General features: G+C 52.2%; 21 protein-coding genes and 1 riboswitch. Of the genes, 19 read left to right on the top strand and 2 right to left on the bottom strand.

Annotated elements, in window-relative coordinates:
• Window positions 1-11 precede the first annotated feature (11 nt).
• A complete protein-coding gene (locus PRIO_RS22795; protein ID WP_020429659.1) occupies window positions 12-956 on the top strand; it encodes an aminopeptidase in 945 nt (314 codons plus the stop codon).
• A gap of 50 nt (window positions 957-1,006) precedes the next feature.
• On the top strand, window positions 1,007-1,663 hold the full coding sequence (locus tag PRIO_RS22790; protein ID WP_020429660.1) for an aspartate/glutamate racemase family protein: 657 nt from the start codon (window positions 1,007-1,009) through the stop codon (window positions 1,661-1,663).
• A gap of 239 nt (window positions 1,664-1,902) precedes the next feature.
• On the opposite strand, the gene PRIO_RS22785 is transcribed toward PRIO_RS22790, so the two are convergent.
• Entirely contained in the window at window positions 1,903-3,282 is a 1,380-nt protein-coding gene (locus PRIO_RS22785) for an MATE family efflux transporter (RefSeq protein ID WP_020429661.1), read from the bottom strand.
• Window positions 3,283-3,698: 416 nt separating this feature from the next.
• Here PRIO_RS22785 and PRIO_RS22780 point away from each other — a divergent pair, with 416 nt between their 5' ends.
• The 11 genes from PRIO_RS22780 to PRIO_RS22730 all read left to right on the top strand — a co-directional run bounded on the left by PRIO_RS22780 (window position 3,699) and on the right by PRIO_RS22730 (window position 17,132).
• Window positions 3,699-4,184, top strand: coding sequence for an RrF2 family transcriptional regulator (locus PRIO_RS22780; RefSeq protein WP_046504830.1), 486 nt, complete (start codon window positions 3,699-3,701; stop codon window positions 4,182-4,184).
• A gap of 136 nt (window positions 4,185-4,320) precedes the next feature.
• Window positions 4,321-5,754 (top strand): MDR family MFS transporter, encoded by a 1,434-nt coding sequence (locus tag PRIO_RS22775; protein WP_020429665.1) that lies wholly within the window; start codon window positions 4,321-4,323, stop codon window positions 5,752-5,754.
• Between the two features lie 56 nt (window positions 5,755-5,810).
• Window positions 5,811-6,704, top strand: a complete 894-nt coding sequence (locus tag PRIO_RS22770) for a class I SAM-dependent methyltransferase (RefSeq protein ID WP_020429666.1) — start codon at window positions 5,811-5,813, stop codon at window positions 6,702-6,704.
• A gap of 82 nt (window positions 6,705-6,786) precedes the next feature.
• Entirely contained in the window at window positions 6,787-7,488 is a 702-nt protein-coding gene (locus PRIO_RS22765) for a DsbA family oxidoreductase (RefSeq protein WP_020429667.1), read from the top strand.
• 458 nt (window positions 7,489-7,946) lie between these two features.
• Complete coding sequence (locus PRIO_RS22760; protein ID WP_020429668.1) at window positions 7,947-9,473, top strand: PucR family transcriptional regulator; 1,527 nt, start codon at window positions 7,947-7,949, stop codon at window positions 9,471-9,473.
• A 253-nt stretch (window positions 9,474-9,726) separates the two neighbouring features.
• Entirely contained in the window at window positions 9,727-10,737 is a 1,011-nt protein-coding gene (locus PRIO_RS22755) for an ABC transporter permease (RefSeq protein ID WP_020429669.1), read from the top strand.
• Between the two features lie 21 nt (window positions 10,738-10,758).
• A complete protein-coding gene (locus tag PRIO_RS22750) occupies window positions 10,759-11,658 on the top strand; it encodes an ABC transporter permease (protein WP_020429670.1) in 900 nt (299 codons plus the stop codon).
• Window positions 11,659-11,767: 109 nt separating this feature from the next.
• Complete coding sequence (locus tag PRIO_RS22745) at window positions 11,768-13,369, top strand: ABC transporter substrate-binding protein (RefSeq protein ID WP_046504825.1); 1,602 nt, start codon at window positions 11,768-11,770, stop codon at window positions 13,367-13,369.
• A gap of 143 nt (window positions 13,370-13,512) precedes the next feature.
• On the top strand, window positions 13,513-14,796 hold the full coding sequence (locus tag PRIO_RS22740; RefSeq protein ID WP_020429672.1) for a M20 family metallopeptidase: 1,284 nt from the start codon (window positions 13,513-13,515) through the stop codon (window positions 14,794-14,796).
• A gap of 399 nt (window positions 14,797-15,195) precedes the next feature.
• Entirely contained in the window at window positions 15,196-16,173 is a 978-nt protein-coding gene (locus tag PRIO_RS22735) for an ABC transporter ATP-binding protein (RefSeq protein ID WP_020429673.1), read from the top strand.
• Window positions 16,170-17,132 carry an ABC transporter ATP-binding protein gene (locus PRIO_RS22730; RefSeq protein ID WP_020429674.1) on the top strand — a complete coding sequence of 321 codons (963 nt, stop codon included), beginning with the start codon at window positions 16,170-16,172 and terminating at the stop codon, window positions 17,130-17,132. Before PRIO_RS22735 ends, PRIO_RS22730 begins: the two co-directional genes overlap by 4 nt.
• 734 nt (window positions 17,133-17,866) lie before the next feature.
• Here PRIO_RS22730 and PRIO_RS34045 read toward each other — a convergent pair.
• Window positions 17,867-18,154: a hypothetical protein gene (locus tag PRIO_RS34045; RefSeq protein ID WP_052741511.1), complete on the bottom strand. Its 288-nt coding sequence runs from the start codon at window positions 18,152-18,154 to the stop codon at window positions 17,867-17,869.
• Between the two features lie 293 nt (window positions 18,155-18,447).
• Here PRIO_RS34045 and PRIO_RS22715 point away from each other — a divergent pair, with 293 nt between their 5' ends.
• From PRIO_RS22715 to PRIO_RS34040, 6 genes are all read left to right on the top strand, one after another.
• On the top strand, window positions 18,448-19,488 hold the full coding sequence (locus PRIO_RS22715; protein WP_046504817.1) for an acyltransferase family protein: 1,041 nt from the start codon (window positions 18,448-18,450) through the stop codon (window positions 19,486-19,488).
• A gap of 320 nt (window positions 19,489-19,808) precedes the next feature.
• Window positions 19,809-21,002, top strand: a complete 1,194-nt coding sequence (locus tag PRIO_RS22710) for a D-alanyl-D-alanine carboxypeptidase family protein (RefSeq protein ID WP_039789900.1) — start codon at window positions 19,809-19,811, stop codon at window positions 21,000-21,002.
• 174 nt (window positions 21,003-21,176) lie between these two features.
• Entirely contained in the window at window positions 21,177-21,530 is a 354-nt protein-coding gene (gene spoIIAA, locus PRIO_RS22705) for an anti-sigma F factor antagonist (protein WP_020430354.1), read from the top strand.
• Window positions 21,527-21,982 carry an anti-sigma F factor gene (spoIIAB, locus tag PRIO_RS22700; RefSeq protein WP_020430355.1) on the top strand — a complete coding sequence of 152 codons (456 nt, stop codon included), beginning with the start codon at window positions 21,527-21,529 and terminating at the stop codon, window positions 21,980-21,982. The genes spoIIAA and spoIIAB overlap by 4 nt, the downstream gene beginning before the upstream one ends.
• Before the next feature lie 11 nt (window positions 21,983-21,993).
• Window positions 21,994-22,749, top strand: a complete 756-nt coding sequence (gene sigF / locus PRIO_RS22695) for an RNA polymerase sporulation sigma factor SigF (protein ID WP_020430356.1) — start codon at window positions 21,994-21,996, stop codon at window positions 22,747-22,749.
• Between the two features lie 791 nt (window positions 22,750-23,540).
• Window positions 23,541-23,633: riboswitch (cyclic di-GMP riboswitch) on the top strand.
• A 51-nt stretch (window positions 23,634-23,684) separates the two neighbouring features.
• Window positions 23,685-25,784 carry an S-layer homology domain-containing protein gene (locus tag PRIO_RS34040; RefSeq protein WP_020430357.1) on the top strand — a complete coding sequence of 700 codons (2,100 nt, stop codon included), beginning with the start codon at window positions 23,685-23,687 and terminating at the stop codon, window positions 25,782-25,784.
• The last annotated feature ends 25 nt before the right edge of the window (window positions 25,785-25,809 follow it).

Here is a 25,809-nt window from a genome sequence, read left to right as displayed (position 1 = left end):
AGGAAGTTAACATGAGTGAACAACGGATCACAATCAGTATGAATGTCCTGAAGGACTGTCTGGGGCTTGGCAGCCATGAGCAGCTTGTTGTAGTTGCGGATGACGACAAGCGGGAGCTTGCAGAATCGGTCTACGAAGCAGGCAAACGGCTTGGTGCCGAGACAGTGCTGATGATTATGAAGGAACGGACCCGGTCCGGCGAAGAGCCGCCGGCCGCTATTGCCGAAGCGATGGCCAAATCGGATGTGGCAGTATGCATTACGGCTCATTCGATGACCCATACGGCGGCACGCAAGCAGGCGGCAGCCGCTGGCACCCGGGTAGCTACCATGCCGGGGATGACCGATGATATGTTCAGTCAAGGGGCGATAACAGCGGACTACGGGCAGGTAAAAGTTTTGACCGAGCGGGTAGCCGCGCTTTTGTCCGGCAGCCGCAGTGTCCGCATTGAGAAGGATGGATTAAGCTTATCCTTCTCCACTAAGGGACGGGAAGGCATCCTCAGCACAGGCCTGTATCTGAATCCCGGGGAATCCGGCAATCTGCCTTCGGGTGAAGCCTATATCGCACCGCTGGAAGGCACGGCTTCGGGGCGCATCAAGGTAGACGGCTCCGTTGCCGGAATCGGCGCCCTAAGCAGTCCGATGGTGCTTACCGTGGAGCAGGGCCGTCTGACCGCAGCCGAAGGTGAAGGCGGGGACAAGCTGCTGGAGCTGCTGGGCGCAGGCGACGGCCGGCTGCTCGGCGAATTCGGGATCGGGACGAACAACAAGGCGAGAATCACAGGCGTTGTGCTGGAGGATGAGAAGGTGTACGGGACGATTCATGTGGCTTTTGGCAGCAACAATACCTTTGGCGGAGTGGTAGCCGCAGGGGTGCACATCGATGCTGTGGTGATGAAGCCGGATGTCTATCTGGATAACAAGCTGATTATGCGCGGCGGAGAACTGCTGTAGGATGGAAATAGCGGCAAACGGCTAAAAGCTGCCGGACAGGAGGGATAAGGATGCTGGGAATTATACGCGTCATTACACTGGAGGAGGAAGCGGCGGTTCATCTGCACGGCGCGCTGATTGAGCGCCGCTTCGGGCTGCCCGTCATGAGCCGCTGCATTCAGGATCAGCCCCTGGGGGTATTTGATGAGGAGACAGAAGCACAATCGGTCCCCAAAATTATTGCACTGGCCCGCGAGCTGGAGCGTAGCGGCTGCACGGCCATCGGGATCAGCTGCGCGGCTGATCCCGCGCTGGAGGAAGCCAGAGCCGCCGTCCGGGTGCCCGTACTGGGTGCGGGCTCCTGTGCCGCGCATGTTGCGATGGCTTATTCCGCACGGGTGGGAGTGCTGACCATCCTGAAGGAGGTTCCGCCCTTGATCCGAAGCATACTAAGGGAAGCTTACGTGGGGATGGACCGTCCGGACGGAGTACGGGCGACCCTGGATCTGAACACGCCCGGCGGACGGGCCGGTGCGCTTACTGCGGCTACGCGGCTCAAGGAGCGCGGAGCGGAGGCCATTGTTCTCGCCTGCACAGGCTTCGCTACCATCGGGCTGGCGGCAGAACTGGAAGAGAAGCTCGGCATCCGCGCGCTGGACCCGATCCTGTCGCTCGGCGCGATGGCCGCATCTGCGGCCTCACTGCCGGAGCTTCTCCGGCGGCAATGAGAATGTTGCGGACTGGAGAAGCGTTATTGTGCGGGATCTGCCTATGTTCAAGCTTGCGGACTCAAAATCGAGTGGGAGACCGTGGCGGTTCGAAAACACTATTTGATGAACATCATATTCTCCTTATTAAGACCTGAGGAATGAAAATTAAGAAATGAAAAAACGGTTGAAGGCAGAAATACCCGAATAAAATCCTTCCTTGGCAATAGTCCAAGTTGAGCAGTCTTCACATGGTCATATCATGAAAGTGATCTATGCTCTATTACTTCAGCTTGATGTTGTTCAGCTTTACCAAGTCTTTTGATCTCTCTTGCGACAAAAACAATGGCAACACTGCATGAGATGAAATCTGAAGTTGGTGCTGCTGCCCAAACTCCGGTCAGTCCAAAAAAATTGGGGAGGATAATTAGCATTGGAATTAGAGTAATTACTTGTCTTAGTAAGCCAAGAAACATAGCTTTTTTTGCTGCTCCGACAGCTTGAAAATAACTTGCTCCTACAATTTGTGCACCAATAATAGGGAGCATCAGCAAGAAGATTTTCATTCCATGGCTTGCTGCGTTGATCAACTCCAAGTCATTACTCAAAATACGGGCAAGACCAGTGGGGAAAATTTGTACCATTAAAAAGGTGAGTACACAGATGGCTGTTACTAAAGCTAACTCCAGCTTCAGAGTCTTCTTAACACGATCATACTGCTGTGCGCCGTAGTTGAACCCGAGAATAGGCTGGGCTCCCTGTGTTATTCCCATAGCTGACATTAGGAATAAAATCATAACAGCATTGACAACAGTCATAGCACCGATTGCCACATCTCCTCCATAGGTTTTGAGTGCGTTATTTGAAATAATACCGACAATAAATGCAGAAATCTGCATGAAAAATGGGGAAAGCCCAATGCTCAAAATATCTTTAACAATTGGTAAACTGAGTTTTAAATTCACTATACGAAGCTTTAGAACACTTTTCTTACCAACAAAATGGGCAATGACTAAAATAGTTGTTACAGTAGCCGACAGGACGGTCGTCCATGCTGCACCGGCAATCCCCATATTAAAGGTGAAAATGAAAAGTGGGTTAAGAATCATATCCAGTACGGTACCAATTACTAGTACTATTGTAGCTTTGGCTGGATGTCCCTCCGCCCGAATCACATTACTGAGGCCCGCCCCAATCCCCTGGAAAACACTCCCTATTAGGATTATGGTAATATAGTCCGAGGCATAACCCATTGTCAATTCGCTAGCTCCAAGCAATGTTAAAATGGGCTCCTTAAATATCAATCCAATTGCAGTAACTACTAGCATAAGGACGGTGAGCATAGAGAAGGCATTGCCCAGCACCTTTTCCGCATCTTCTTTCCTGTTTTGACCCAGTCGCATGGAAACAATAGCCGAAGTGCCGATGCCAACCAATGAGGTAAAGGCTGTGAGCAATGTCATAAATGGCAATGTGAGACCGATCCCAGTCATTGCGAGAGCGCCAAGCCTGCCAACAAAGATGCGATCTAGTAGATTGTAGAGCGAACTCACCAGCATTCCAGCAATAGCTGGAATCGAAAATTTAAGAAGCAGTTTTCTGATTGGTTCCGATCCCAGTTGTTCGTTCAATGTACTCATGATAAGTCCTCCTATTTTCTGCCTATACTCAATAGAGATAAATTCCTAAAGTAATTTTCGTTATCATGTTCTTTTTTGATTTTTAAATAAGTATATTAAAGGCTTTTAATATCCATAATTATGATATAGTAATATTTCTTAAGCAAAGCATGACAGACTGTTCTTTACATATTTTCAAAAGAAATGTCTTCTTTACTTCATATTATCTCTCCCTGACTAAAAAATAAAGACATTAAAGATATTGCATATCTATATAAACAGTATTCCTTTGCTTTTGTCAATAGATGATTTAAAAAATAGCGAAGAAGTTGCTGCGGTGTAATGCTGAATTAAAAAAATATTGCAAATTGGTGTTTAATCATCTATTGTAGATAACATAGATCTATATTAATTTCATTTTTTAAGGGGGAGGTTACATGCAATTCTCCAAAAGTACAGATTACGCACTACATGCCCTGGTTCATCTGGGACACTCGGAGCGTTGCCACAATGTCGGCATTAAGGAATTATCTTCAGCGCTTAGTGTCTCCGAAAGTTACTTATCCAAAACGTTATCCAAACTGAGGCAGGATGGAATCTTACGTGCTGTGCCAGGAGTGAACGGAGGATATGAGCTTGCAAGGCCAGCGGATCAGATTACGTTTCTTGATGTAATTCAAGCAATTGAAGGAAGACAGCAGTTATTCAGATGTTCCAATTCAAGTTCACAGCAGCATCGGTTGTTAGCAGAAGATGAGGCTACACTGCAAGATCAGAAAAATTTAGGAACAAATGGTTGCCTGATTGAAAAAGTGATGTATGGTGCAGAACAACATCTGTACCAATATTTGCGGGAACAAACAATACAATCGTTATTGGATGAGGCATTCAAACGGTGTAACCATGAGGCAAACAAGAAGTGATAAGCTTCTTGTGCTTTTATTATGGATATTATAAGTCTATAAAGGATATGTTTCAGAAAATGAAGGGCACTTTCGTCTCCCGTATTATGACGGTTAGGATTAATGATTTAGACACAGAAAATTGGAGGAGAATTAAATGATTGATTTAAATAACATCAGGCGCGGTCCCATCATGCTTGCGCTGATCATCGGAATGTTTGTTGCCGCTTTGAACGAGACACTAATGGGTAATGCTCTCCCCGCATTAATGCAGTCGTTTGACGCATCCGCAGCAACGGTTCAGTGGCTTTCCACCGCCTACATGCTCGTCGTTGGTGTGCTCGTTCCGATAACGGCCATTTTGCAGCAGTGGTTTACTACCCGACAGTTATTCTTGTCAGCAATGGGTTTATTTTTTATTGGTACGGTGATCTCCGCAGTGTCGCCGGTATTCAGTGTATTGCTGATTGGTCGGATTATTCAAGCAGTGGGAACGGGTATGCTGCTGCCACTTGTCATGAATGTTATTATGACCATCTATCCGCCAGAAAAGCGGGGAGGCGCAATGGGGATGTTAGGGCTCGTTGTCATGTTTGCTCCAGCGATTGGCCCGACTATCTCGGGGCTAATCGTTGACGGACTTTCATGGCGCTGGCTGTTTTACCTCGTTATACCATTTGCACTAATTTCCATTTTTGTAGGAGCTGCAGTTTTGAAAAACGTGTCGGAGGTCACCAAACCGCGAATAGATTTCTTATCCATCGTGTTGTCAACGATAGGGTTCGGTGGAATCGTCTACGGATTCAGTAGTGCTGGCGAACATGGGTGGGCGGTTCCGGAAGTCATCTGGACGATCGCGGTAGGCGGTGTTGCGTTGCTGCTGTTTGTCTGGAGACAGCTCAAATTAGAGCAACCTATCATGGATTTACGGGCGTTCCGCTACCCGACATTTGCGCTAGTCGCTGTGTTGCTATTTGTGCTAATGATGACATTTTTCTCATCGGCAATCATGCTTCCGATGTTTATGCAAGGTGTACTCTTGATAACGGCATTCAAGTCTGGTCTAATCCTCCTTCCCGGTGGGATTGTCAACGGGGTTATGGCTCCGATTTCAGGTAAGCTATTTGATAAGTTCGGGCCACGCATTTTGATCATTCCGGGGCTGACTATTGCCGTCATTTCGTTGTGGCAATTCACCCGTTTCAATGAAGCTACAAGCACGGGTTTCATCGTCTCCGTTCATATTGCGCTGATGATTGGTATCGCACTGGTCATGATGCCTGCACAAACAACGGGGCTTAACCAGCTGCCACGGAATCTGCACCCGCACGGGACAGCAATCTTGAACACGCTGCAGCAGGTGGCCGGTGCAATAGGTACGGCCCTGTATATCAGTATTATGTCGGGAGGACAGAAGCAGTACCTGAGTGGAGTAAGTGACCCATCGGCTTCGTCAGAGATCACCAAAGGACTTGCAGCCGGTATCAACAATGCGTTCTGGTTTGGAGTCATCGTCGCGCTTATCGCGTTAGGAATCGGTCTTTTTCTCCGTAAAGGGAAGTCTCCAGAACATGAACAGCTGGCAGAATGAATCAGGACATCCATTAGGGAAATCTCTAAATCTTAAGGAAAGCGAGGAGAACAATCATGAACGATGATTTTTTTAATGCAGCGATGTGGGAAAAGGTATGGAAAGACGAGTCAGATTTGAAAATCGATAGGATGAAAAAGAGCGGAATTGATCCTACCCGGTCATTTGACCATAAAGCCAAGGTATTCAACGAACAATCATTTAACGAAAAAGGAAGACAACGAACCAAACGAATTATAAGCTGGCTCGAAGGACAAGGAGTACAATTCGAAAATGCCTCAGTACTCGATATTGGCGCGGCGTCGGGCGTGTTCTCGGTTCCATTTGCAGAGAAGGGAGCCCGTGTAACAGCAGTAGAGACCTCTCCCCCGTTAATCGAGCTGCTGGAAGAAAACGTTGCAAACTTCGCCGAAGGCCAAGTGAAAATTGTACCCGAACCGTTTGAAGACATTGATGTAGCGTCCATGGGCTGGAACCAGACCTTTGATCTTGTCTTCGCTTCAATGATTCCAATCATTCACAATTGGGAAAGCGTGGAGAAGATACTCCAGTGTGCTCGAAAGTTCTGTTATATCAGTATGCCGGTTCTTCATACGGAGCACAGTCTAGTTAAAGAAATTTGGCCGCTTGTTACCGGTCAATCCTATCAATCGAAACTTACCGAGATGGGTTATTTGCTACACCTACTGTATCTGAAAGGATATGCCTACGAAACGCTGGTTACTGCAGAAGGGAAAACTAGGGAGATCCCTGGAGAGATGGCTTTGCAGGAAGTCATGACGTGGCTAGGACATCACCGGTTACCTGCCGATGAGCGGAATATGCGAATTGTAGCCAACTATTTGGAGCAGTCCTATCCATCAGGAAAAGTTGTCGTTCAAGAGGGAGGACGCTATGGCAAGGTACTGATTCGGTTGCAAGATCAATACATGTATACGAGAAAGAATTGAGGCTGGAAGAGCGGCTTAAGAATGTATTATTGCTTTGGGTTTAAGAGATGAAATATTCTTAAATGATTGAGAGGAATAGACGATGAGAATCGATATTTGGTCGGATTTTGGATGCCCCTTTTGCGTGATAGGTAAAAGAAAATTTGAGAATGCACTGGGCATGTTTACGATGAAGGATAAAGTAGACGTTGTATATCGCAGTTATCAACTCGATCCTAATGCAGAGAACAGGACACTTAGTAACGAACAACTTGCTCAGGAAAAGGGAATGAATGTCGAACAATTGAAAGCCAAGCAGGCACATGTAGCCAATATGATAAAAAAAGAAGCCGGATTCGATGTCAGTTATGATCAAGTTGTTATTGCTAATACTTTTGATGGTCATCGTTTGGTTCATTTTGCAGATAAAGCGGGAAAGGGAGCTGAGTTAACAGAACGCCTTTTTCGCGCCTACCTTTCACAACGCATGAATATCGCTGACCACAACGTACTTGTAGCCTTGGGTAGTGAGGCGGGGCTGAATGAACAGTATGTAGCGGAAATGCTTAAATCTGATGCGTATAAAGATTCGGTTAAAGCAGACATCGCCGAGGCAAGAAATTTGAATATTTCAAGCTTACCTACCTTTGTGTTTAATAATAAATACGTCATTTCAGGTGCTCAGTCTGAAGAAGTTTTTTTGAACGCTCTGAACTCGATTTGGGAGAAAGAGAAGGTATTACAAGAGCTGGAGAAAACGGAGCAATCAAGCGGTGAGGATGGATGCGAAGTTGGTCAATGGTAGGGGCGGGCTGGCTCTGCTGTAGTTCTTTCCGAGTTCTTCCCAACGTCTAAAAATGGCTTCTTTTTTGATCATTGTCGGGAAGTCCGGCAGGCTCTGAATTCAACACAAAAACCCGCGGAAAACCTTGATTCTAAAAGGATTTTCGCGGGTTTTTGCGACTCAGAATCCGTTAATTGAGGATTTGCGCCGCGTTCCGGGTTTGAAATAACGAAATAGTCTCCTGAGTCCGCATTAATCGTTTTCCTATGCCTCCATCTGATACCTCGTATTCCCACCACGACCACGATTATAGATTGATATTCCTCTTCTTAACGTACATTTCCCCTTGCAGAGGAATGCACAGCCGATTCTGCTTGTGGTAATTCGACAAATTCTGATAAACTATTCGGAAGTTGAAGTTTGGCATATTCCATGAAAATTCATGAAATACTGAAGACAGCAGAAGGGGGAAGGGACCAATGAATACCCGGGGCATAACCTTAAGAGAGCTGATGCAGCTTCCGATTCTGTCCAAAGCGACCGTGATTAGCGGGATGCAGGGGCTGGACCGGGTGGTGAGATTTGTGGATGTTATGGAGGTTCCTGATTTGAAGGGCTGGATCAGCGAAGGCGTGATGCTGCTGACCACAGCGTATTCTATCCGCCATGATCCTTCGCTGCTGACCGAGCTGATCTACACCTTGGACCAATTAGGCGCAGCGGCGCTGGCGATTAAGCCGGCGCGTTTCCTCAAGGAAATTCCGCAGGGGGCGATTGAGGCGAGCAATGACTGCGGACTGCCGATTGTGGAGATTCCGCCGGAAATCCCCTATACGGATATTACACAGCCTGTCATGGAGCTGCTGCTGGGCCGCCAGGCGATGCTGCTCCGCCGTGCGGAGGAAGTCTACCGGACACTGACCACGATGGTGCTGGAGAATAGCGGGATACAGGCGGTGAGTGACAATGTGGCTGATTTCTTAAAAGCGCCCGTAGCTCTGTTGGATACGGAGCGGAACATCATCGTTTCTTCGCCGTCCCAGTTCGACTGGTCGCTGGCGGAGCGGCCGCTGAGCTGGAATATTCATGTCGACCGGCGGACGGTAGCCAGGCTGCTGGTGGATAAAGAACAGCTGGATGATATGGAGGAGGTCGGGATTGAGCAGGCCCGGCTCGTGTTCGCCCTGGAGCTGATGCGGAAAAAAGTAGCCGAGGATACGGAGTTCCGGCTGCGCGGCAACTTCATTGATGAGCTGCTTACGCCTCCTTTGCCCTCCAGGCATGAGGTGGAGCGCCGGGCGCGCCAGCTGGGCATGAATCCCGAGCATAAATGGGAGGTAGCCGTGATTGAAGGGGAGACTGCGCCGAATGAAGAGACGGTGAACCGGCTGCTGGAGCAGGAAGCGCGCAAACGCGGCGTCACCCCCCATGCGGAATTCCGTTCGAACCGGGCGGTGCTGTTTCTGCCGACGCCGGAAGGCCGCAAATTCGGCGTTGCCGGCGACAAGGGAACATCGTGGGCGGTGACACTGGAAGGCTGGCTGTCGGACAAAGCGGAAGGTCTGGGCGGCTACCGGACGGGAGTGGGGACACCGGAATACCTCTGGGATATTCAGACCAGCTACAATGAAGCCCGCAAAGCGCTGTCCGTCGCCAAACGCCTGGGCCAGGGGACGGGCGGGGTGACCCGCTACGAAGAGATCGAGGTATATCATCTGCTGGAGGGGCTGAGCGGAGAGGGCTTTGCCGCCTTGTTCGAGCGCAAGCTGGGCAAGCTGCGGCAGTATGACCAGGAGCATGACAGCAACATGCTGCTGACCTTTTATCATTATCTGGAATGCCGGGGGAGCCTGATTGAGACGGCGAACAGCCTCTATATCCACCGCAATTCGGTCAAATACAGACTGGAGCGCATCCGCGACATTACGGGCTTTGATCTGAATGATCCGCGCGAGCAGTTTGTCTGTCATTTGTGCCTGATCTACTACTACCTGCAGGAAAAATAGAATGGATTGACATTTTTATGGCTTTCGCGTCAGAAAAGATGACATATAAGCATGGTTGTAGTGCACAATCGACAAACGGTTGTGCTTTTTTTTAGCTGAACGGGACGTAGTGAGGGGTTCAAAATCTATGTAGAATTAGCACAACTACTACAGAGATTCAAAAAACCGCATGGTACCTGACATGGAGCCTGCGGCAGCAGCACAGGTGCGGCTGAGAATATGAAGATAACAGAGCCTTAAGGGGGTTGATTCATTGTTTGCTTACACATTAAAAAGACTGGCGCAGATGATTCCGGCCTTGCTCGGGATTATCGTGATCACGTTCATTCTCTCCAGAGTATTGCCGGGCGATCCTGCAATCATGCTGGCCGGGGAACAGGCCCCGGAGGAGACAGTCAACAAAATCCGCCAGGACATGGGACTGGACAAGCCGCTGTACATTCAATTCTTCAGTTATTTCGGACAGCTGTTCCAGGGGAATATCGGCTACGCCTATCATACGGGGCATTCGGTCGCAAGTGATCTGGCCACGCGGTTCCCGGCGACGCTGGAGCTGACGATTGCGAGCATTCTGATCGCTATTCTGGTGGCGATTCCTGTAGGCATTATCGCTGCTACCCGCAAGGAGTCGGTTCTGGACCATATCTCACGTGTCTTTTCACTGATAGGCGCTTGTGTACCAATCTTCTGGCTCGGTCTGATGTTCATTTATATCTTTTATTCCATTCTTGGCTGGGCGCCTGCTCCGATGGGGCGAATCAGCGGGGACTTGAATCCGCCGTCGCATATTACCGGATTGTATGTTTTGGACAGCATTTTATCGGGAGATATGGTTGCGCTAAAAAGCAGTATCGTCCACCTGGTGCTTCCGGCGATTTGCCTTAGCACAGGCACGATGGCCATTGTGGCCCGGATGACCCGCTCCAGCATGCTGGAGGTCGTCGATCAGGACTTCGTCCGTACCGCCCGGGCCAAAGGACTCAAGGAATCCGCCGTTATTTACAAGCACGCGCTGGTCAACGCTCTGATTCCAACGCTGACGGTACTCGGATTGCAGTTTGGTTATCTGATGGGAGGCGCGGTGATCACCGAGACCATCTTTTCCTGGCCGGGTATCGGCGGCTATGTTACGGACTCCATTCTGGCTGCGGATTATGCGCCGATTCAAGCCTTTACGCTGGTCAGCGCCATCCTCTACTGCGGCATCAACCTGGCGGTTGATCTGATCTACGGCCTGATTGATCCGCGGATCCGCTATGAATAAACAGACAAGGAGGAGATTAGATTGAGCACGGCAGCACACTCAGCCCAGGGCAGTCCTTCAGCGCCCGCAGCTGCTCACAAACCCAAAACACTGATCCGCCTGCTTCTGCATAACCGGCTTGCCGCAATCGGCCTTGTCCTCATTGTGATCTGGACCGTGACCGCGCTGATCGCACCATGGATTGCTCCGCATGATCCCTATCTGACAGACATGGCGAACAAATTGCAGGCACCTTCCGGCAGCCATTGGTTCGGAACGGACAACTTCGGACGGGATATTTTCAGCCGGGTGCTCTACGGAGCACGAATCAGCATCTGGACCGGCCTCATCGCCGTAGCCATCTCGTTTCTGATCGGGGTCCCGCTTGGCGGGGTAGCTGCCTACTACGGTGGGAGGACCGGAACGATTATCATGCGTCTGATGGATGTTCTGCTCTCCTTTCCGTCGCTTGTACTGTCCATGGCGATCGCTGCTTCCATCGGGGCGGGCCTGACCAGTGCGATGATCGCCGTGGGCATCGTCGGCATTCCGGAGTTTGCGCGGCTGATGTTCGGCCAGACCGTCTCGCTCCGGGAAAAGGAATATGTGGAAGCGAGCCGGGCCATCGGGGTGAAGAACTCGGTAATTCTTTACCGGCATATTCTCCCAAACGCCCTCGCCCCGCTGATGGTACAGGCCACGCTGGGAATGGGCTTCGCCATCCTGACGGCATCGAGCCTCAGCTTTCTCGGCCTAGGCGTCAAACCTCCGATCGCCGAGTGGGGCGCGATGATCTCGGAAGGCCGGGAGTATATTATCTCCGGCCAATGGTGGCTGGTCACCTTCCCGGGCCTCGGGATTGCCACCTCGATTCTTGGCTTTAATCTGCTCGGCGACGGGTTCCGGGATGTGCTTGATCCACGGTTGCGTTCGGGCAAATAAAAGGAGCGCCGGTGGCCGGTGCCGCCAGTGCTCCGAATATACAGCCCGGTATAGATAAATCAGCAGCATCTTGTTTGTAGCCAGTGTATAGAAAAGGGAGGAATTATTGATGAAAAGAGTAAAACTGCTGTCCACACTCACCGCTTTTTCAATCCTGCTGGCAGGCTGCGCAAGCAGCGCCAATCCACAGACGCCTGCTGCCACTACGGCTGCTGAGAGCACCGCAGCACCGGCGGCTGCAGCCAAGCCTTTTCTGACGGTCGCTTATTCTGAAGGCGGTACAACGCTTGATCCGGCGGAAGCCAACGATTTGACCTCGGATACCCTGGTGCTGGCGGCATACGACCAGCTCGTCACCTACGGCATCAAGTCCGACAATGGCGCAAATATCGCCAACACCGAAGACATTAAGCCCATGCTTGCCGAGAGCTGGGAAGTGTCCAGCGACAATACCGTCTATACCTTTAAGCTGAAATCTGGCGTGAAATTCCAGAGCGGCAATCCTGTAGATGCAGATTCGGTGGTGTATTCTCTTGACCGTGTGGCGAAGTCCAGCTCCGGCAGTTTTCTCTACGGAATGGCAGCCATTAAAACCGTAACCGCCAAAGATGATTCCACCGTTGAAATCGCCCTGACGAATGCCAATCATAATTTCCTGCAGATTCTGGCGATGTATACCTTCTCCATTGTGGACAAGAAGACGGTTGAAGCCCAAGGCGCCGACTACCTCAAGACCCATGCGGCCGGCTCCGGTCCGTTCACCCTTGAGAAATGGGACCCGGCCACCGAGGCCGTTTTTACACCGAACGATGATTACTGGCAGGGTGCGCCGAAGCTCGGCAAGGTGACGATGAAGTTCACCAAGGAAGCTTCCAACCGTGTGCTGCTGCTGAACAAAGGCGATGTTGACATGGCGATTGAAATTCCGCCGAAGGATGTTGATACCCTGAAGAGCAACAGCAATCTGACTGTAGCCTCCAATGCGAGCAACCGGATTCTCTATTTTGCGATGAACAACAAAGTGAAGCCTTTTGACAATGAAAAAGTCCGCCAGGCGATCAACTACGCGATTCCCTATGACGAACTGCTGACTGGTGTAATGTACGGACAGGCCAAGCAGATGAAGAGTTCGGTGGCCAGCAATACGCCGGGCTTCTCGGATGCAGGTTATGTCTATGAGCATAATCTGGATAAAGCGAAGGCACTGCTCAAGGAAGCGGGCTACGAAAAAGGGTTTACCTTTGACTTCACGCTCGGCTCCGGCTTCGATGACTGGGAAGATGATGCGGTCCTGATTCAGGCAGAGCTGGCCAAAATCGGCGTCACCATGAACATCAACAAGCTGGCCCGCGCCCAGTTCCTGGAGCAGCAGAAAACAAAGAACCTGACCGCGTATATCTCCAAATGGACTTCTTTTGTCAACGATCCGGGTTATCATCTCGGATTCCTGATGTACGGCAAAGGCTCTTCCAACTACAACAATTACCAGAATGCCGAAGTAGACAAGCTGTGGGAGCAGGCCAATACCGAGACAGACGCAGCCAAACGCGCAGAGCTGTACAAGCAGGCTCAGGAGATCATTACAACGGAAGCACCATGGGCTTACCTGTATGAATACAACCGCATTGTCGGCATGAGCAACAAGATCAGCGGCTACGCGTTCTATCCGGATGAAGTCATCCGCTTCTACCCGCTGTCGATTCAGGAGTAATACGCACAGCAGACATCCATGCTGCTCATTAGCGGCACTTCAGATCAAACAAGACTTATATTTTGACAAAAGAGCGGACGGGCCTTGGCGGCTGCGGTCCCTCTTTTTCCAAATTACAGCGGACATAAAGGAGATTGGAACTCATGACAGACTGGAAAAGCAAGGTGCTGAGCGCGATTGATGCGGAGCAGGAGCAATTGCTGGAGCTGTGTTCACAGCTGATCCGTTTTCCCTCTGAGAATCCTCCGGGCGACTCGCGGGACATCAGCAGCTTTATCATGGAGTATCTGAAGCAGGCAGGGATAGATACAGAGGTGCATCCGGCCACCGAAACGATGCTGAACCTCGTCTCAACGCTGAAAACCGGGGCTGCGGAGCCTTCGGATAAAAAACTGATCTTTTGCGGACATACAGATGTGGTTCCCGCCGGTGACCGGTCGCGCTGGGATTTCGATCCGTTCTGCGGCGACATCGTCGATGGCTACTTGCTGGGAAGAGGCGCCTCTGACATGAAGGCCGGATTGGCCGGGCTGATCTATGCCATGGGGCTGCTGTCCAGACTGGGCGTTCCCCTGCGCGGCGATCTGGCGCTGCTGGTAGTGCCGGATGAAGAAACCGGCGGCCACCTGGGTGTGCCGTGGGTGCTTGAGCGTGAACTGGTCACAGGAACGGCTGCCGTCATCGCTGAGCCTTCCGGCCCGCTGAATCCGACCATTGGCCAGAAAGGCAGCTGCTGGTTCGAATTCACAGTGGAAGGCACTCCCGGACATGGAAGCCTGGCCCCGGTGGTGGGCGAGAGCGCGATTGTCAAAGCGGCCAAAGGGATTGAAGCCCTGCAGCGTTTATGGGACATCAAGCCCGATATTCCGGAGGAGGTTCAGGAGATCATCCGCATCTCCCAGGATTATGTGAAGGAACGTGAACAGGACGGCTCCATCGCTTACCAGGTGTTCGACCATGTGACGGTCAACATCGGAACGATTCAGGGCGGGACAAAAGTGAACGTGGTGGCTGACCGGTGTACGGTGCAGGTAGATTCGCGGGTTCCTTTTGGCGTCGATTACCGTGATGTGCTGGACCGTGCGCGTTCACTGCTGCTTGAAGCGGGCATCGAGTCCGAGGTCAAAGGCTTCGGCTTCCAGGGCAATGCCAACTGGACTTCTACGGAAGAGCCGATTGTCAGCAATCTGGTGGAGAGTATCTGCGAGGTAAGCGGCGAAGAAGCCTACGGAGTGCTGCAATGGGCCTCCAGCGATGCCCGCCATTTCCGGACCCATCAGATTCCGGTGCTGCAATACGGCCCGGCTGAGCTGTCCACCATTCATAATTTCAATGAAAAAGCGCCGGTCTGGCAGATCATCCAGTGCGCCAAGGTATATGCGTTGACCGCCCTGAAGTATCTTGGAGTCGAAGAGAGCGGAAAATAATTCGGAACGTGAAGTTTACTGACAAATTTTACGCCGAAAGTCTGAGTGGGATTGATGTTACGATATATATGGTAAGGGATTTGTGTAACTGATTGCATTTGGTGCAATAGAAAGTTCATTGTTTGGGGTGAAATCGCCATCTGCTGTATTTCGTGCAACAGAATTATCGATTTATAAGTAAAAACGCGTTTTTCGCTGCTTTCTGCTGTACAAAGTGCAATAGAATCTGTTTTCTGGCTAAATGGGGGGGAATCTGCTGTAGAAAATACAACAGAATCTCCATGCCGCTGCGGCGCCCTTGAGAATGCGAATAGAAGCGTGAAAATGAATTGCAGGATAGAAGGTGTCTCGCCTGCTCAAATACAGACTAATATAAATCTAATGCCGGGAGGGATAAAGATGACAGAACTGCTTGAAGTCTCCGGGCTGTGCACCGAATTTTCAACGGCTGCGGGTACGATCCGTGCGGTTGACGGCATCAGCCTGTCCGTGCGCAAAGGGGAGACGCTGGGCATCGTCGGCGAATCCGGCTGCGGTAAAAGCATCACCTCGCTGTCGATCATGCAGCTGCTGCCGAAGCGGATCAGCCGGATTGCCGCCGGGCAGATCCGTTTTGAAGGCAAGGATATGCTGAAGATGCCGGTGAAGGAAGTGCGGGGTATCCGCGGCAACCGGATTGCGATGATTTTTCAGGAGCCGATGACCTCGCTGAATCCGGTGTTCAAGATTGGCCGGCAGATTTCCGAATCCGCCCGGTTTCATCTGAAGCTGAGCAAGAAGGAAGCGGACGAGCGTGCGGTTGAAATGCTGCGCAAGGTCGGAATTCCCCGTCCGGAAAAAATCGCCCAGCAGTATGCCCACCAGCTATCCGGCGGGATGCGCCAGCGCGTGATGATCGCCATGGCGATGGTCTGTAGTCCGCAGCTGCTGATTGCCGATGAGCCGACGACAGCCTTGGACGTGACGATCCAGGCGCAAATTCTCGATCTGATGCGCGAGCTGCAGCAGACCGAAGGGATGTCCATTCTGATGATTACCCATGATCTGGGCGTCGTGGCCGAAATGTGCGACCGGGTCGTGATCATGTACGCAGGCCAGATTGTCGAGGAGGCGGATGTGGCGACACTGTTCGGTAAGCCGCTGCATCCTTACACACAAGGGCTGCTTGCTTCGCTGCCCCAGCTTGCCGGGGAGAATGACCGCTTGACCTCGATCCCGGGACAGGTCCCGAATCCGGCCAATCTGCCATCCGGCTGCCGGTTCGCACCACGCTGCCCGGCGGCGGTTGACCGCTGCTGGGCAGAACGCCCGGAGCTGCTTGAAATCCGGCCAGGACACAGCTGCCGATGTCTGCTGCAGCAGGAGGAGGTATCATGAGCGCCATTCTGGAAGTCCGCAATTTGAAGAAGCATTATCCGATCCGCAAAGGCTTTTTCGCCAAACAGGTGGGGGCTGTAAAAGCAGTGGATGGCATCACCCTCTCTGTAGAGAAGGGAGAAACCCTTGCTGTTGTTGGTGAATCCGGCTGCGGCAAGTCCACCACGGGCCGGGCTATCCTGCGGCTGATTGAGCCGACGGACGGCGAGATTCTGTTTGACGGCACAGATGTCCGCAGCCTGGATACCGAGCAGCTTCGACGGTTCCGCACCGATATGCAGATGGTGTTCCAGGACCCATATGCTTCGCTGGACCCGCGTTGGACCGTGCAGCGCATCCTGGAGGAGCCGCTGCGGACGCATGGAGCGGCCAAGAGCAATGAGCTGAAAAGCCGTGTCGAGGAGCTGATGCAAGTCGTGGGTCTATCGCCTTATCAGGCCCACCGCTTCCCGCATGAATTCTCAGGCGGCCAGCGGCAGCGGATCGGTATTGCCCGCGCGCTGGCGCTGAATCCAAAGTTCATCGTCTGCGATGAGCCGGTCTCCGCGCTGGATGTATCGATTCAGGCACAGGTGCTCAATCTGATGCAGGATCTGCAGGAGCAGTACGGTTTGACCTACATGTTCATCTCCCATGACCTCTCGGTCGTGAAATTTATCAGCGACCGGGTGGCGGTGATGTATCTGGGCCGCATCGTAGAGCTTGCTCCGACCAAGGAGCTGTTCGCGAAGCCGCTGCATCCGTACACGCAGGCCCTGATGTCCGCCGTGCCGGTGCCGAATCCGGGACTCAAAAAGTCGCGGATTGTGCTGACCGGCGACGTGCCGAACCCGGAGACACCGCCCTCCGGCTGTGCTTTTCATCCCCGCTGTCCCTTCGCCATGGACAAATGCCGCAAGGACGAGCCGGTGCTGCGCCAGCTGGACTCGGGACATCAGGTATCCTGCCATTTGTACTAGCAGTAAGTTTGGAGCCACCCGGAGACGGGTGGCTCTTTGAATTGAATGCCGCCGGGGCGCCAGGGACGAAATCAAAGGTAAAAATACCTTTGATATGCGCCGCCGTGGCGCCAGGGACGGAATCAAAGGTAAAAATACCTTTGATATGCACCGTAGGGGCACCAGGGACAGAATCAAAGGTAAAAATACCTTTGATATGCACCGTAGGGGCACCAGGGACAGAATCAAAGGTAAAAATACCTTTGATTTGCGCCGCCGGGGCGCCAGGGACAGAATCAAAGGTAAAAATACCTTTGATTTGCGCCGCCGGGGCGCCAGGGACGGAATCAAAGGTAAAATACCTTTGATATGCACCGCCGTGGCGCCAGGGACGGAATCAAAGGTAAAAATACCTTTGATATGCACCGTAGGGGCACCAGGGACAGAATCAAAGGTAGAAATACCTTTGATTTCCCTGCACGGGGGCCTCCCGGCGGCAAGCCAAGTGGAAAAAGGGAACTTAAATTTCTCGAAAATCAAGAAATCGCGAGGGTTAGGTGGAAAAAGGGAACTTAATTCAGCGCTAATCCTTTATCTGGGGCGAATTGGGGTGAATTAGTGATACTTTTTCCACTTAGCTACCGAGTTACTTGATGCTCGGTCATATTAGTGATACTTTTTCCACTTAACTTGCTAACTTAACCAGCTTATGAAGCGCCAAGAAGGTAATTCACTTACACAACTTTTTTTGGACACTACCCGGGACTCAAATCAAAGGTCGAACGACCTTTGATTATCCCGCACTGGCGCCAGGATCCCCCCTTCTTCCCACACACCCCGCCGTCTGTCCCCCACACCCCGCCGTCTGCCCCACACACCCCGCCGTTTGCCCCATACACCCCGCCGAGTGTCCCACACCCCGCCGTCTGTCCCACACACCCCGCCGTCTGTCCCCACACCCCGCCGTCTGTCCCACACACCCCGCCGTCTGCCCCATACACCCCGCCGTCTGCCCCATACACCCCGCCGTCTGCCCCATACACCCCGCCGTCTGCCCCACATACCCCGCCGTCTGTACCACACAGCTTACTCGCGAGACTTCCCGCAACTTGAAAAACTTAGTTCAACGCTCCTATATAGACCACTTCCAGGCCTATTTCTAACCCCTCAACCGAAGCACCCAGAAGCGGCTGTTTTACAAAAGGTCCTACCCCTGTTCCATCTGCGACTTCTGATTCAATTATGACAAAAAAGTAACTTTTGGTTTGAAATGAAAAGTAAACTCCCCTATAATTACAATAAATATAAATCTGAACTGGGAGGAGATGGAATAAAAGTGAATAAACAACGAGAGCTGTGGATTGACGCGGCCAAGGGTTTCAGCATTATTTTTGTGGTCATGGGGCACTCCGGCGATGCGGCAGCCAACCATTATCTGTCCTGGTTCCGGATGCCGTTGTTCTTTATACTCAGCGGGCTGGTCTTCAAACCGGTAGATTCCTGCCGGTACCTGGGCTGGGCGGCCAAACGGACCAAAGGTCTGATGACACCCTATGCAGCCTATGGAATGCTGATCGCCACTGTGCTGCTGCTCTTCAGCTTCAATTTTAGAGACTTTGCCGAAAATATCGCCAGGCTGCTCTACGGGGGATTGTCGCTGACCGGCCCGTACGGTGTATTCTGGTTCATCACCTGTCTGCTTTTTACCCAATTGCTGTTTGGATATATCGTCCGTTACCCGATGAGAACACAGCTCCTTCTGATCACCGCCGCTTATTCACTATCCCATCTGATCTCTCTCACTTCGCTCCACACCTTCAACCTTCCCTGGAACATCGACGTTTCCCTATTGGCTGTGACTTATTATGCTGTCGGCTATTATGGCAAAAAAGCGATCCCCGCGCTGATCCGCCGCCGGATTACATTGCCGCTGCTGCTCCCGCTGTGTGCAGGTGTTTTTGCTCTGGAGCGTGCCGGAATGATTCACTATAGCCTGAATATGAAATACAAGGAATATGATGCTGTGGTGCTGGATCTTTTCATTCCGCTGCTGGTCTCCCTGACCATTTGCGCCGGGGTGTACTGGTTATCCAGGCATTTTCAGCTGCAATGGCTGGGCAATTTGGGCCGCAATACGATCGCCATCATGTATCTGCATCTGCCGGTCAATTACGCGCTAAAATATCTGGTCGGCGCAGACTACGGCCTCGTGCCTTTTACATTGGTTGGCGTAGGTGTCCCGCTGCTCGCCGCCCTGTGGATCAGCCGCTTCCCGCTGCTGTCCAAATTGTACCTGGGACATCATGGAGGCAGCCGTCCTGCCGTCAGCTACAGTGAACGAACCGCGGTTCGGAGCAGTGTTTCTCCCGGAGACTAGCAGCCATTTTCAAAATATAAGGCTTTATATGCTGAGCGCCATAAAGTACCCTTCTATTTCTCGCTGAAACGGGTACCTGAAAGCGATACGAAGTATCGCTGCTTCGGAAGCATAAGCTTTTTTAAGGCCGGCGTAGCCGTTTCCACTTGGCTTATCACACAAGCACAATAGCCTTCAAAATTTCCACGCCAGCAGATTGAACGATGTTGCCGCGCATTTTTACAGTTAAATGGAATAATTTTCACCCGTTCTGACCAGACTGGAACACAGTACCTGTGAAATGAAGGTTAATGTTCAGGAGGGGAACCATCGTGAGAAAAATGCGTTATGTACTGCTCGTGCTGTGTGTTGCTGCTTCGGTTCTGGGATCAGCTTCAGGCGCGTATGCAGAGGAAAAAGCCAAAGCCAAGGACACCGGCAAAAACGCCGCTGTTGTGAATCTCGCGCCCGGAGCGCGCTCCGCGATTCTGATGGATGCGAACACGGGCACGGTGGTTTATGAGAAAAACAGCCATGATAAGCTGCCGCCGGCAAGCATTACCAAAATCATGACCATGCTGCTGACCGTGGAAGCACTGGATGAAGGCAAGCTGCAATTGACTGATAAGGTGCGGACGAGCGAATATGCCGCGTCGATGGGCGGGTCGCAGATTTTTCTGGAGCCCGGCGAAGAAATGACTGTGGATGAAATGCTCAAGGGCATTGCGATGGCCTCGGGTAATGACGCTTCTGTGGCAATGGCCGAGAAGCTGGCCGGATCGGAGAGCGCTTTTGTGGATCTTATGAATCAAAGGGCCGGGGAGCTTGGCCTGAAGGACACGCATTTTGCCAACTGCAACGGTCTGCCGGCCGAGAATCATTATTCCTCCGCGCATGACATTGCCGTCATCAGTAAGGAGCTGCTGAAGCATGAACGGATTATCAAGTACACCGGCTCCTACCAGGATTATCTGCGCAAGGATACGACCAAGCCGTTCTGGCTGGTGAATACCAACAAGCTGGTGCGCTTTTATACGGGGGCTGACGGTCTGAAAACCGGTTATACGGCGGAAGCCAAGTTTTGCCTCTCCGCAACTGCTGCCAGAGACGGACTGCGTGCCATCGCGGTTGTCTTAGGCGAACCTAACACCAAAACGCGCAACAGCGAAGTGTCGGGGATGTTCGATTATCTCTTTTCCCAGTACAAGGTTCATACGATCCACAAAGCGGGAGAAGCCATTGGCAATGTGAAGATTGAGAAAGGTGTAAAGACAAAGCTGCCGCTGACTGCAAAGGAAACGTATAGTGTGCTTTTGAAAAAAGGAATCACCCAGGAAGGCATCCGCCATGAGCTGGTTGTGCCCGAAAGCATAAAAGCTCCTGTAAAGGCAGGACAAGCCGTCGGCAAGCTGGTCGTATATCAGGGCACGGACAAGATCAAGGAATATGAGCTGAAAGCAGACACGGATGTGCCGAAGGCAGGCTGGTGGAAGCTGTTCAAAAGGACCGCAGGCTCTATGTTCAGGGTGGATTAAATTCGGTTTTTTTGTAGATTGGCCTCAGGCTTTCTGTTGATTCGTAGGGGTTTTCTTCTAGTTTTGTCGTGAGGCAGGATTATAGATTTCCCGCGTAGAAAACCTTGTCCTTGTAGGGGAAAGAACTGATGTGCAGGACGGTTTTTCAAAGCAACGAAGAGGAGAGTGGCAAGCATGAATTCTCATGTGGAGATGGAGCATCACCGGGGTGTGCTGATTGTCCGGCTGTCTGGAGAGCTGGATCATCATGCAGCCGAATATGTACGAATGGATATGGATGAAGCCATTATGCGGGGCCAGGTGGAGCATCTGATTCTCAGCCTGAAGGAACTGCAGTTTATGGACAGCTCAGGGCTGGGCGTCATTCTCGGGCGGTACAAGCTGATCCGCAGCAAAGGCGGGAAAATGGTCGTCTGTGATGCTGCACCGCCTGTACAAAGGCTGCTGGAAATGTCGGGCTTGTTCAAAATCATGCCCCTATATGACGACGAGAGCGCTGCACTCTCGGATTTGGAGGTTGCGTTATGACTAAAAGCGAAGCGGGTAACTTCATGAACGTCCAGTTTGCCGCATTGTCGGAGAACGAATCGTTCGCGCGCGTGGTGGTGGCGGCTTTTGTCTCCCGGCTCGATCCGACGATGGAGGAGCTGAATGACCTGAAGACGGTTGTGTCGGAGGCGGTCACCAACTGTATTATCCACGGGTATGACAGTGATCCTGAAGGCATTGTCAGCATCTCTGCCTCCATCGAGCATGAAACTGTGCATCTCACGATTGAAGATAAGGGCCGGGGCATTGAGGATCTGGAGCTGGCCCAGCAGCCGCTGTATACGTCCAAGCCGGAGCTGGAGCGCTCGGGCATGGGTTTTACGATTATGGAAAATTTCATGGATGAATTCGAAGTCACAAGTGAACCGGGGCGCGGTACCTCCATTTCAATGAAGAAAACCATCGTCTCGAAAAAAGCTTTATACAATTAGGGGTTGGAGCCATGGATGCAGAGTCAAAAAAAGCTCCGCCGACCTATTTGGACGATGCGGAGGTCAAACGTCTGATCGCACTCAGTCAAGCCGGAGATAATCTGGCCCGCGACACGCTGGTCAACTGCAATATCCGCCTCGTCTGGTCGGTGGTGCAGCGGTTTATGAACCGCGGGTATGAGCCTGACGATTTGTTCCAGATCGGCTGTATCGGACTGTTGAAGTCCGTAGATAAATTCGACCTCAGCTATGAGGTCAAATTCTCCACCTATGCCGTGCCGATGATTATCGGCGAGATCCAGCGTTTCCTCCGGGACGACGGCACCCTCAAGGTCAGCCGTTCTCTCAAGGAGATGGCCAACAGGGTCCGCAAAATGAAGGACGAAATGTCCAAAACGCTGGACCGGCTGCCGACCATCGGCGAAGTCGCGGAGGCGCTGGGGGTCACACCCGAAGAAATCGTGTTCGCCCAGGAGGCCAACAAGCCGCCGACTTCGATCCACGAGACCGTCTTCGAGAACGACGGCGATCCGATCACGCTGATCGACCAGATTGCCGACGAGACGCAGGAGCGCTGGTTCGACAAGCTCGCACTCAATGAGGCCATCGGGGCCTTGACCGAGCGCGAGCGCCTGATCGTCTACCTGCGCTACTACCGCGACCAGACCCAATCCGAAGTCGCCAGCCGCCTCGGCATCTCGCAGGTCCAGGTGTCGAGGCTGGAGAAGAAAATCCTCGCGAGCATCCGCGAGCAGATTGCGCAGTAGATGGGCTGGCAGGGTACAAGCGGGGAGTTAGACGAGGGGGAAGCAAGACGAGCGGGAAGTAAGGCGAGCGGGAAGTAAGGCGAGCAAGGAAGTAAGGCAGCAGGCAGCGGAGGCAAGTAAGGAAAACAGTACGTTACCAGCTTTTGCAAGTAAGTATGAGCAGTGAATGTGACGGGTGAAATAAACGGTTGTAGGAGGCCGCCTCGGGAGAGGCGGCTTTTTGTGTGTGGTTTGGTGGGGCGCAGCAATGAATCGGACAGAGAGGAGAGAACAAAGCCAAACGGCTCATACAGCAGAGGATCGAGTTCTCCCAGCCTCCCCTGAAAAAAAGGGGGGACTTCCCCTAATGGACCCAGATGCCGTTAATTGCTTGAAATCGGTTTTTGCCGGGCACTTACGGACCCGGATGACCCTATTTCATGCAATTCCACCATTATGCTCCGGGAAATGCCAGCTTAGCGTCTCCTGAGTCCGTTAGATTGAATAAAAAGCCCGGATTGTTGAAATAACGGCGCTGGAGTCCGTAAGGTCGTGGTTCCCTTTAGGTTCGAGTGTAAAGCACCCATCTGATTATCTACAAGATGGATGGCGAGGAATCCGTCAATCTAGCCTTCCGGGTTGTTCTACTAGTTTCCATGCGTGCTCCGCTCCATTAACGGATTTCCTGTCCGCATCCCTGAAAAAGGAAAAAATAGAACATCTTAAGTCGATAGGAATAAATTCCGATAATAAGAGTGTCCTCTACATCTAAAGTCTCATTTACATAAGCATACAAGGACAGAAAACCGAGTTTGGAACAAGGGCAAATCCGTACGAAAGTCGGAGACGCAAAGCCACGGGCCTACTTCATCCGGGAGGGATGTCAGGGCAGCCGGGCCGCTCAAGGCACTTGGTTTTTTGACGTGCCTACAAATAGCACTGGGGGAGAGAAGTGAATGAGGTTCGGAAGGAAAAGGAAGTTTACGCAGACGGTTACAGCTGTTTGCGCGGCGGTGATTTTGCTTGGGGGGCTTGCCGGCAGTGGTCTGGGCATAGGGCAGGCATCGGTTTCGGCTGCGGCTGTGACGGCGGCCAACCCGGGCAGAACGGACTATAGCGTATCGGGTGATCGGCTGTTATGGCTGGAACCGGATGCAGACGGAGTTAAGCAGGTGCACGCGCTGAATCAACGCAGTGGCGCAAATACGGTGCTTACATCCGGTCCATCCGCCAAGGATGCGCCTTATGTGCATGGAGCAGTTGCGGTGTGGGCGGACAAGGGAAGTGAGCCGGGATCTTCACTTCACTGGGATATCTATACTGCCGATCTGGAGACAGGCAAGAAGATGAAGCTCAACAAGCAGGCCGGCCAATACGGCAATCCGACAACTGACGGCGCAGGTGTGGTCTGGTATGAACGCAAAAATTACGGCAGCATGATCTATCATGATCTGGCAACCGGGGTTGAAGCGGATCTGGGCGAAGGCCGTTTCCCGGTGCTGGCCGGCGGAAATGTCGTCTACAAGAATGCCCGTGACGGGGGCCTTAGCCTGCTGGATGTGAGCAGTGGCGTCACCCGCCCACTGGTTAGCCTGGGTGGTGCGAATGCGGTGGACTGGTTTGTTTTTAACGGCAGCCACGTGCTGTACAAGCAGAAAAACAGTGCCACAGGAAGCAAATATGTACTACTGAACATCAAAGACCTCACGGCACAGCCAGTGGATCTCACCGGGATGAAAGCCGGGGGAACTGAATATGCCTTTATGTCCATAGGTGAAGAACAAGCTGTGTTCCAGGAGGAGGTTGACGATGCTGTCACTCTGAAGCAGGTAGACCTCACTACATATGCAGTAAAACCGCTGCCGATAGATGCCGGGGTGAAGCTGATCGGAATTAGCGGGAACAAGCTGCTGTACAGCAAGAAGGACGATTACATAGAATCAGTGGATTTAAAAGAAAACCCCAACCCGACTCCTGGGCCGGAAACGACTCCACCGCCAGGTGCAACCCCAAATCCAGGCCCAGACGCTAACCCGGGTCCGGCTCCGGGGACTAAGATCCCTGTGATTACCGGAGCCAAAGACAGCCGGATTATTGGAAGTTCAGGCGGCATCTTGTCTGCAGTGAATGGTTGGGCACGGCTGGAAATATCTGCTGGAACCTTCCCGGACAATACCAGCGTAAGCCTGGCCCAGGCTGAACTGGAAACGAAGGAACTGCTGGATGCAAGCGGCAAAAAGCTGCTCAAGGCTGGTTCCGCCTGGCAGGTGCAAGCGAGCGCTCCATTCCTGATCCCGGCCAAGTTGGCGGTCCGGTATCCGCAGGAGGAGCCTTGGACGTCCAAGCGGGAGAAGCTTGGAATCTACAGCTACAATCCGGACAAAGGCATCTGGAGCTATATTGGCGGGGTGACTGCGGCGGAGGACGGTTTTGTTCAGGCTAAGATATCAGCCTCTGGGCTGTACGCGGTCATGCTGCGCGAGGCACAATTCACGGATATTTCAGGCCACTGGGCACAGCAAGATGTGGAGGTCCTGGCAGCAAGAGGCATCGTGAACGGAATGAACGGAACCGTATTTGCGCCAAAAGCTGTACTGACCCGGGCTGAATTCACCAAGCTGCTGACAGCAGCTCTTGGACTCCAACCGGTACATACGGATAAGCCAACCTTCCGTGATGTTTCCGCTGCGCACTGGTCTTACCCGTATGTGGAAGCAGCAGCGGCGGCAGGAATTGTAACCGGAGACGCAGGGCTTTTCCACGGCAATGCTCCGCTGACCCGTGAACAGATGATGGTGATGCTGATGCGGGCGATTGACAGCACTACTGCCCACAGCCCGGCATCTGCTGCGGACTCAGTCAAGCTTCAGGCAGTACTCTCCGGATTTAAGGACAACGGCACCATTAGCCAATGGGCACGGGAATCCGTAGCTGCGGCGGTTGACAAGAAGCTGGTGCAGGGCAGCGGACAGTTTTTGAAGCCCAAGGATTCTTCCACAAGAGCCGAAGCGGCAGTCATTATGTACAAGCTGCTGGCTGAGCTGAAATTACTCTAACTTATCACGGATAGGAGATCGGTCT

Source organism: Paenibacillus riograndensis SBR5 (assembly GCF_000981585.1).
In the GTDB taxonomy this organism is placed as follows: domain Bacteria; phylum Bacillota; class Bacilli; order Paenibacillales; family Paenibacillaceae; genus Paenibacillus_AQ; species Paenibacillus_AQ riograndensis.
Note: the sequence above shows the minus strand (reverse complement) of the source record. Positions and strands in the feature narration are given on the sequence as shown.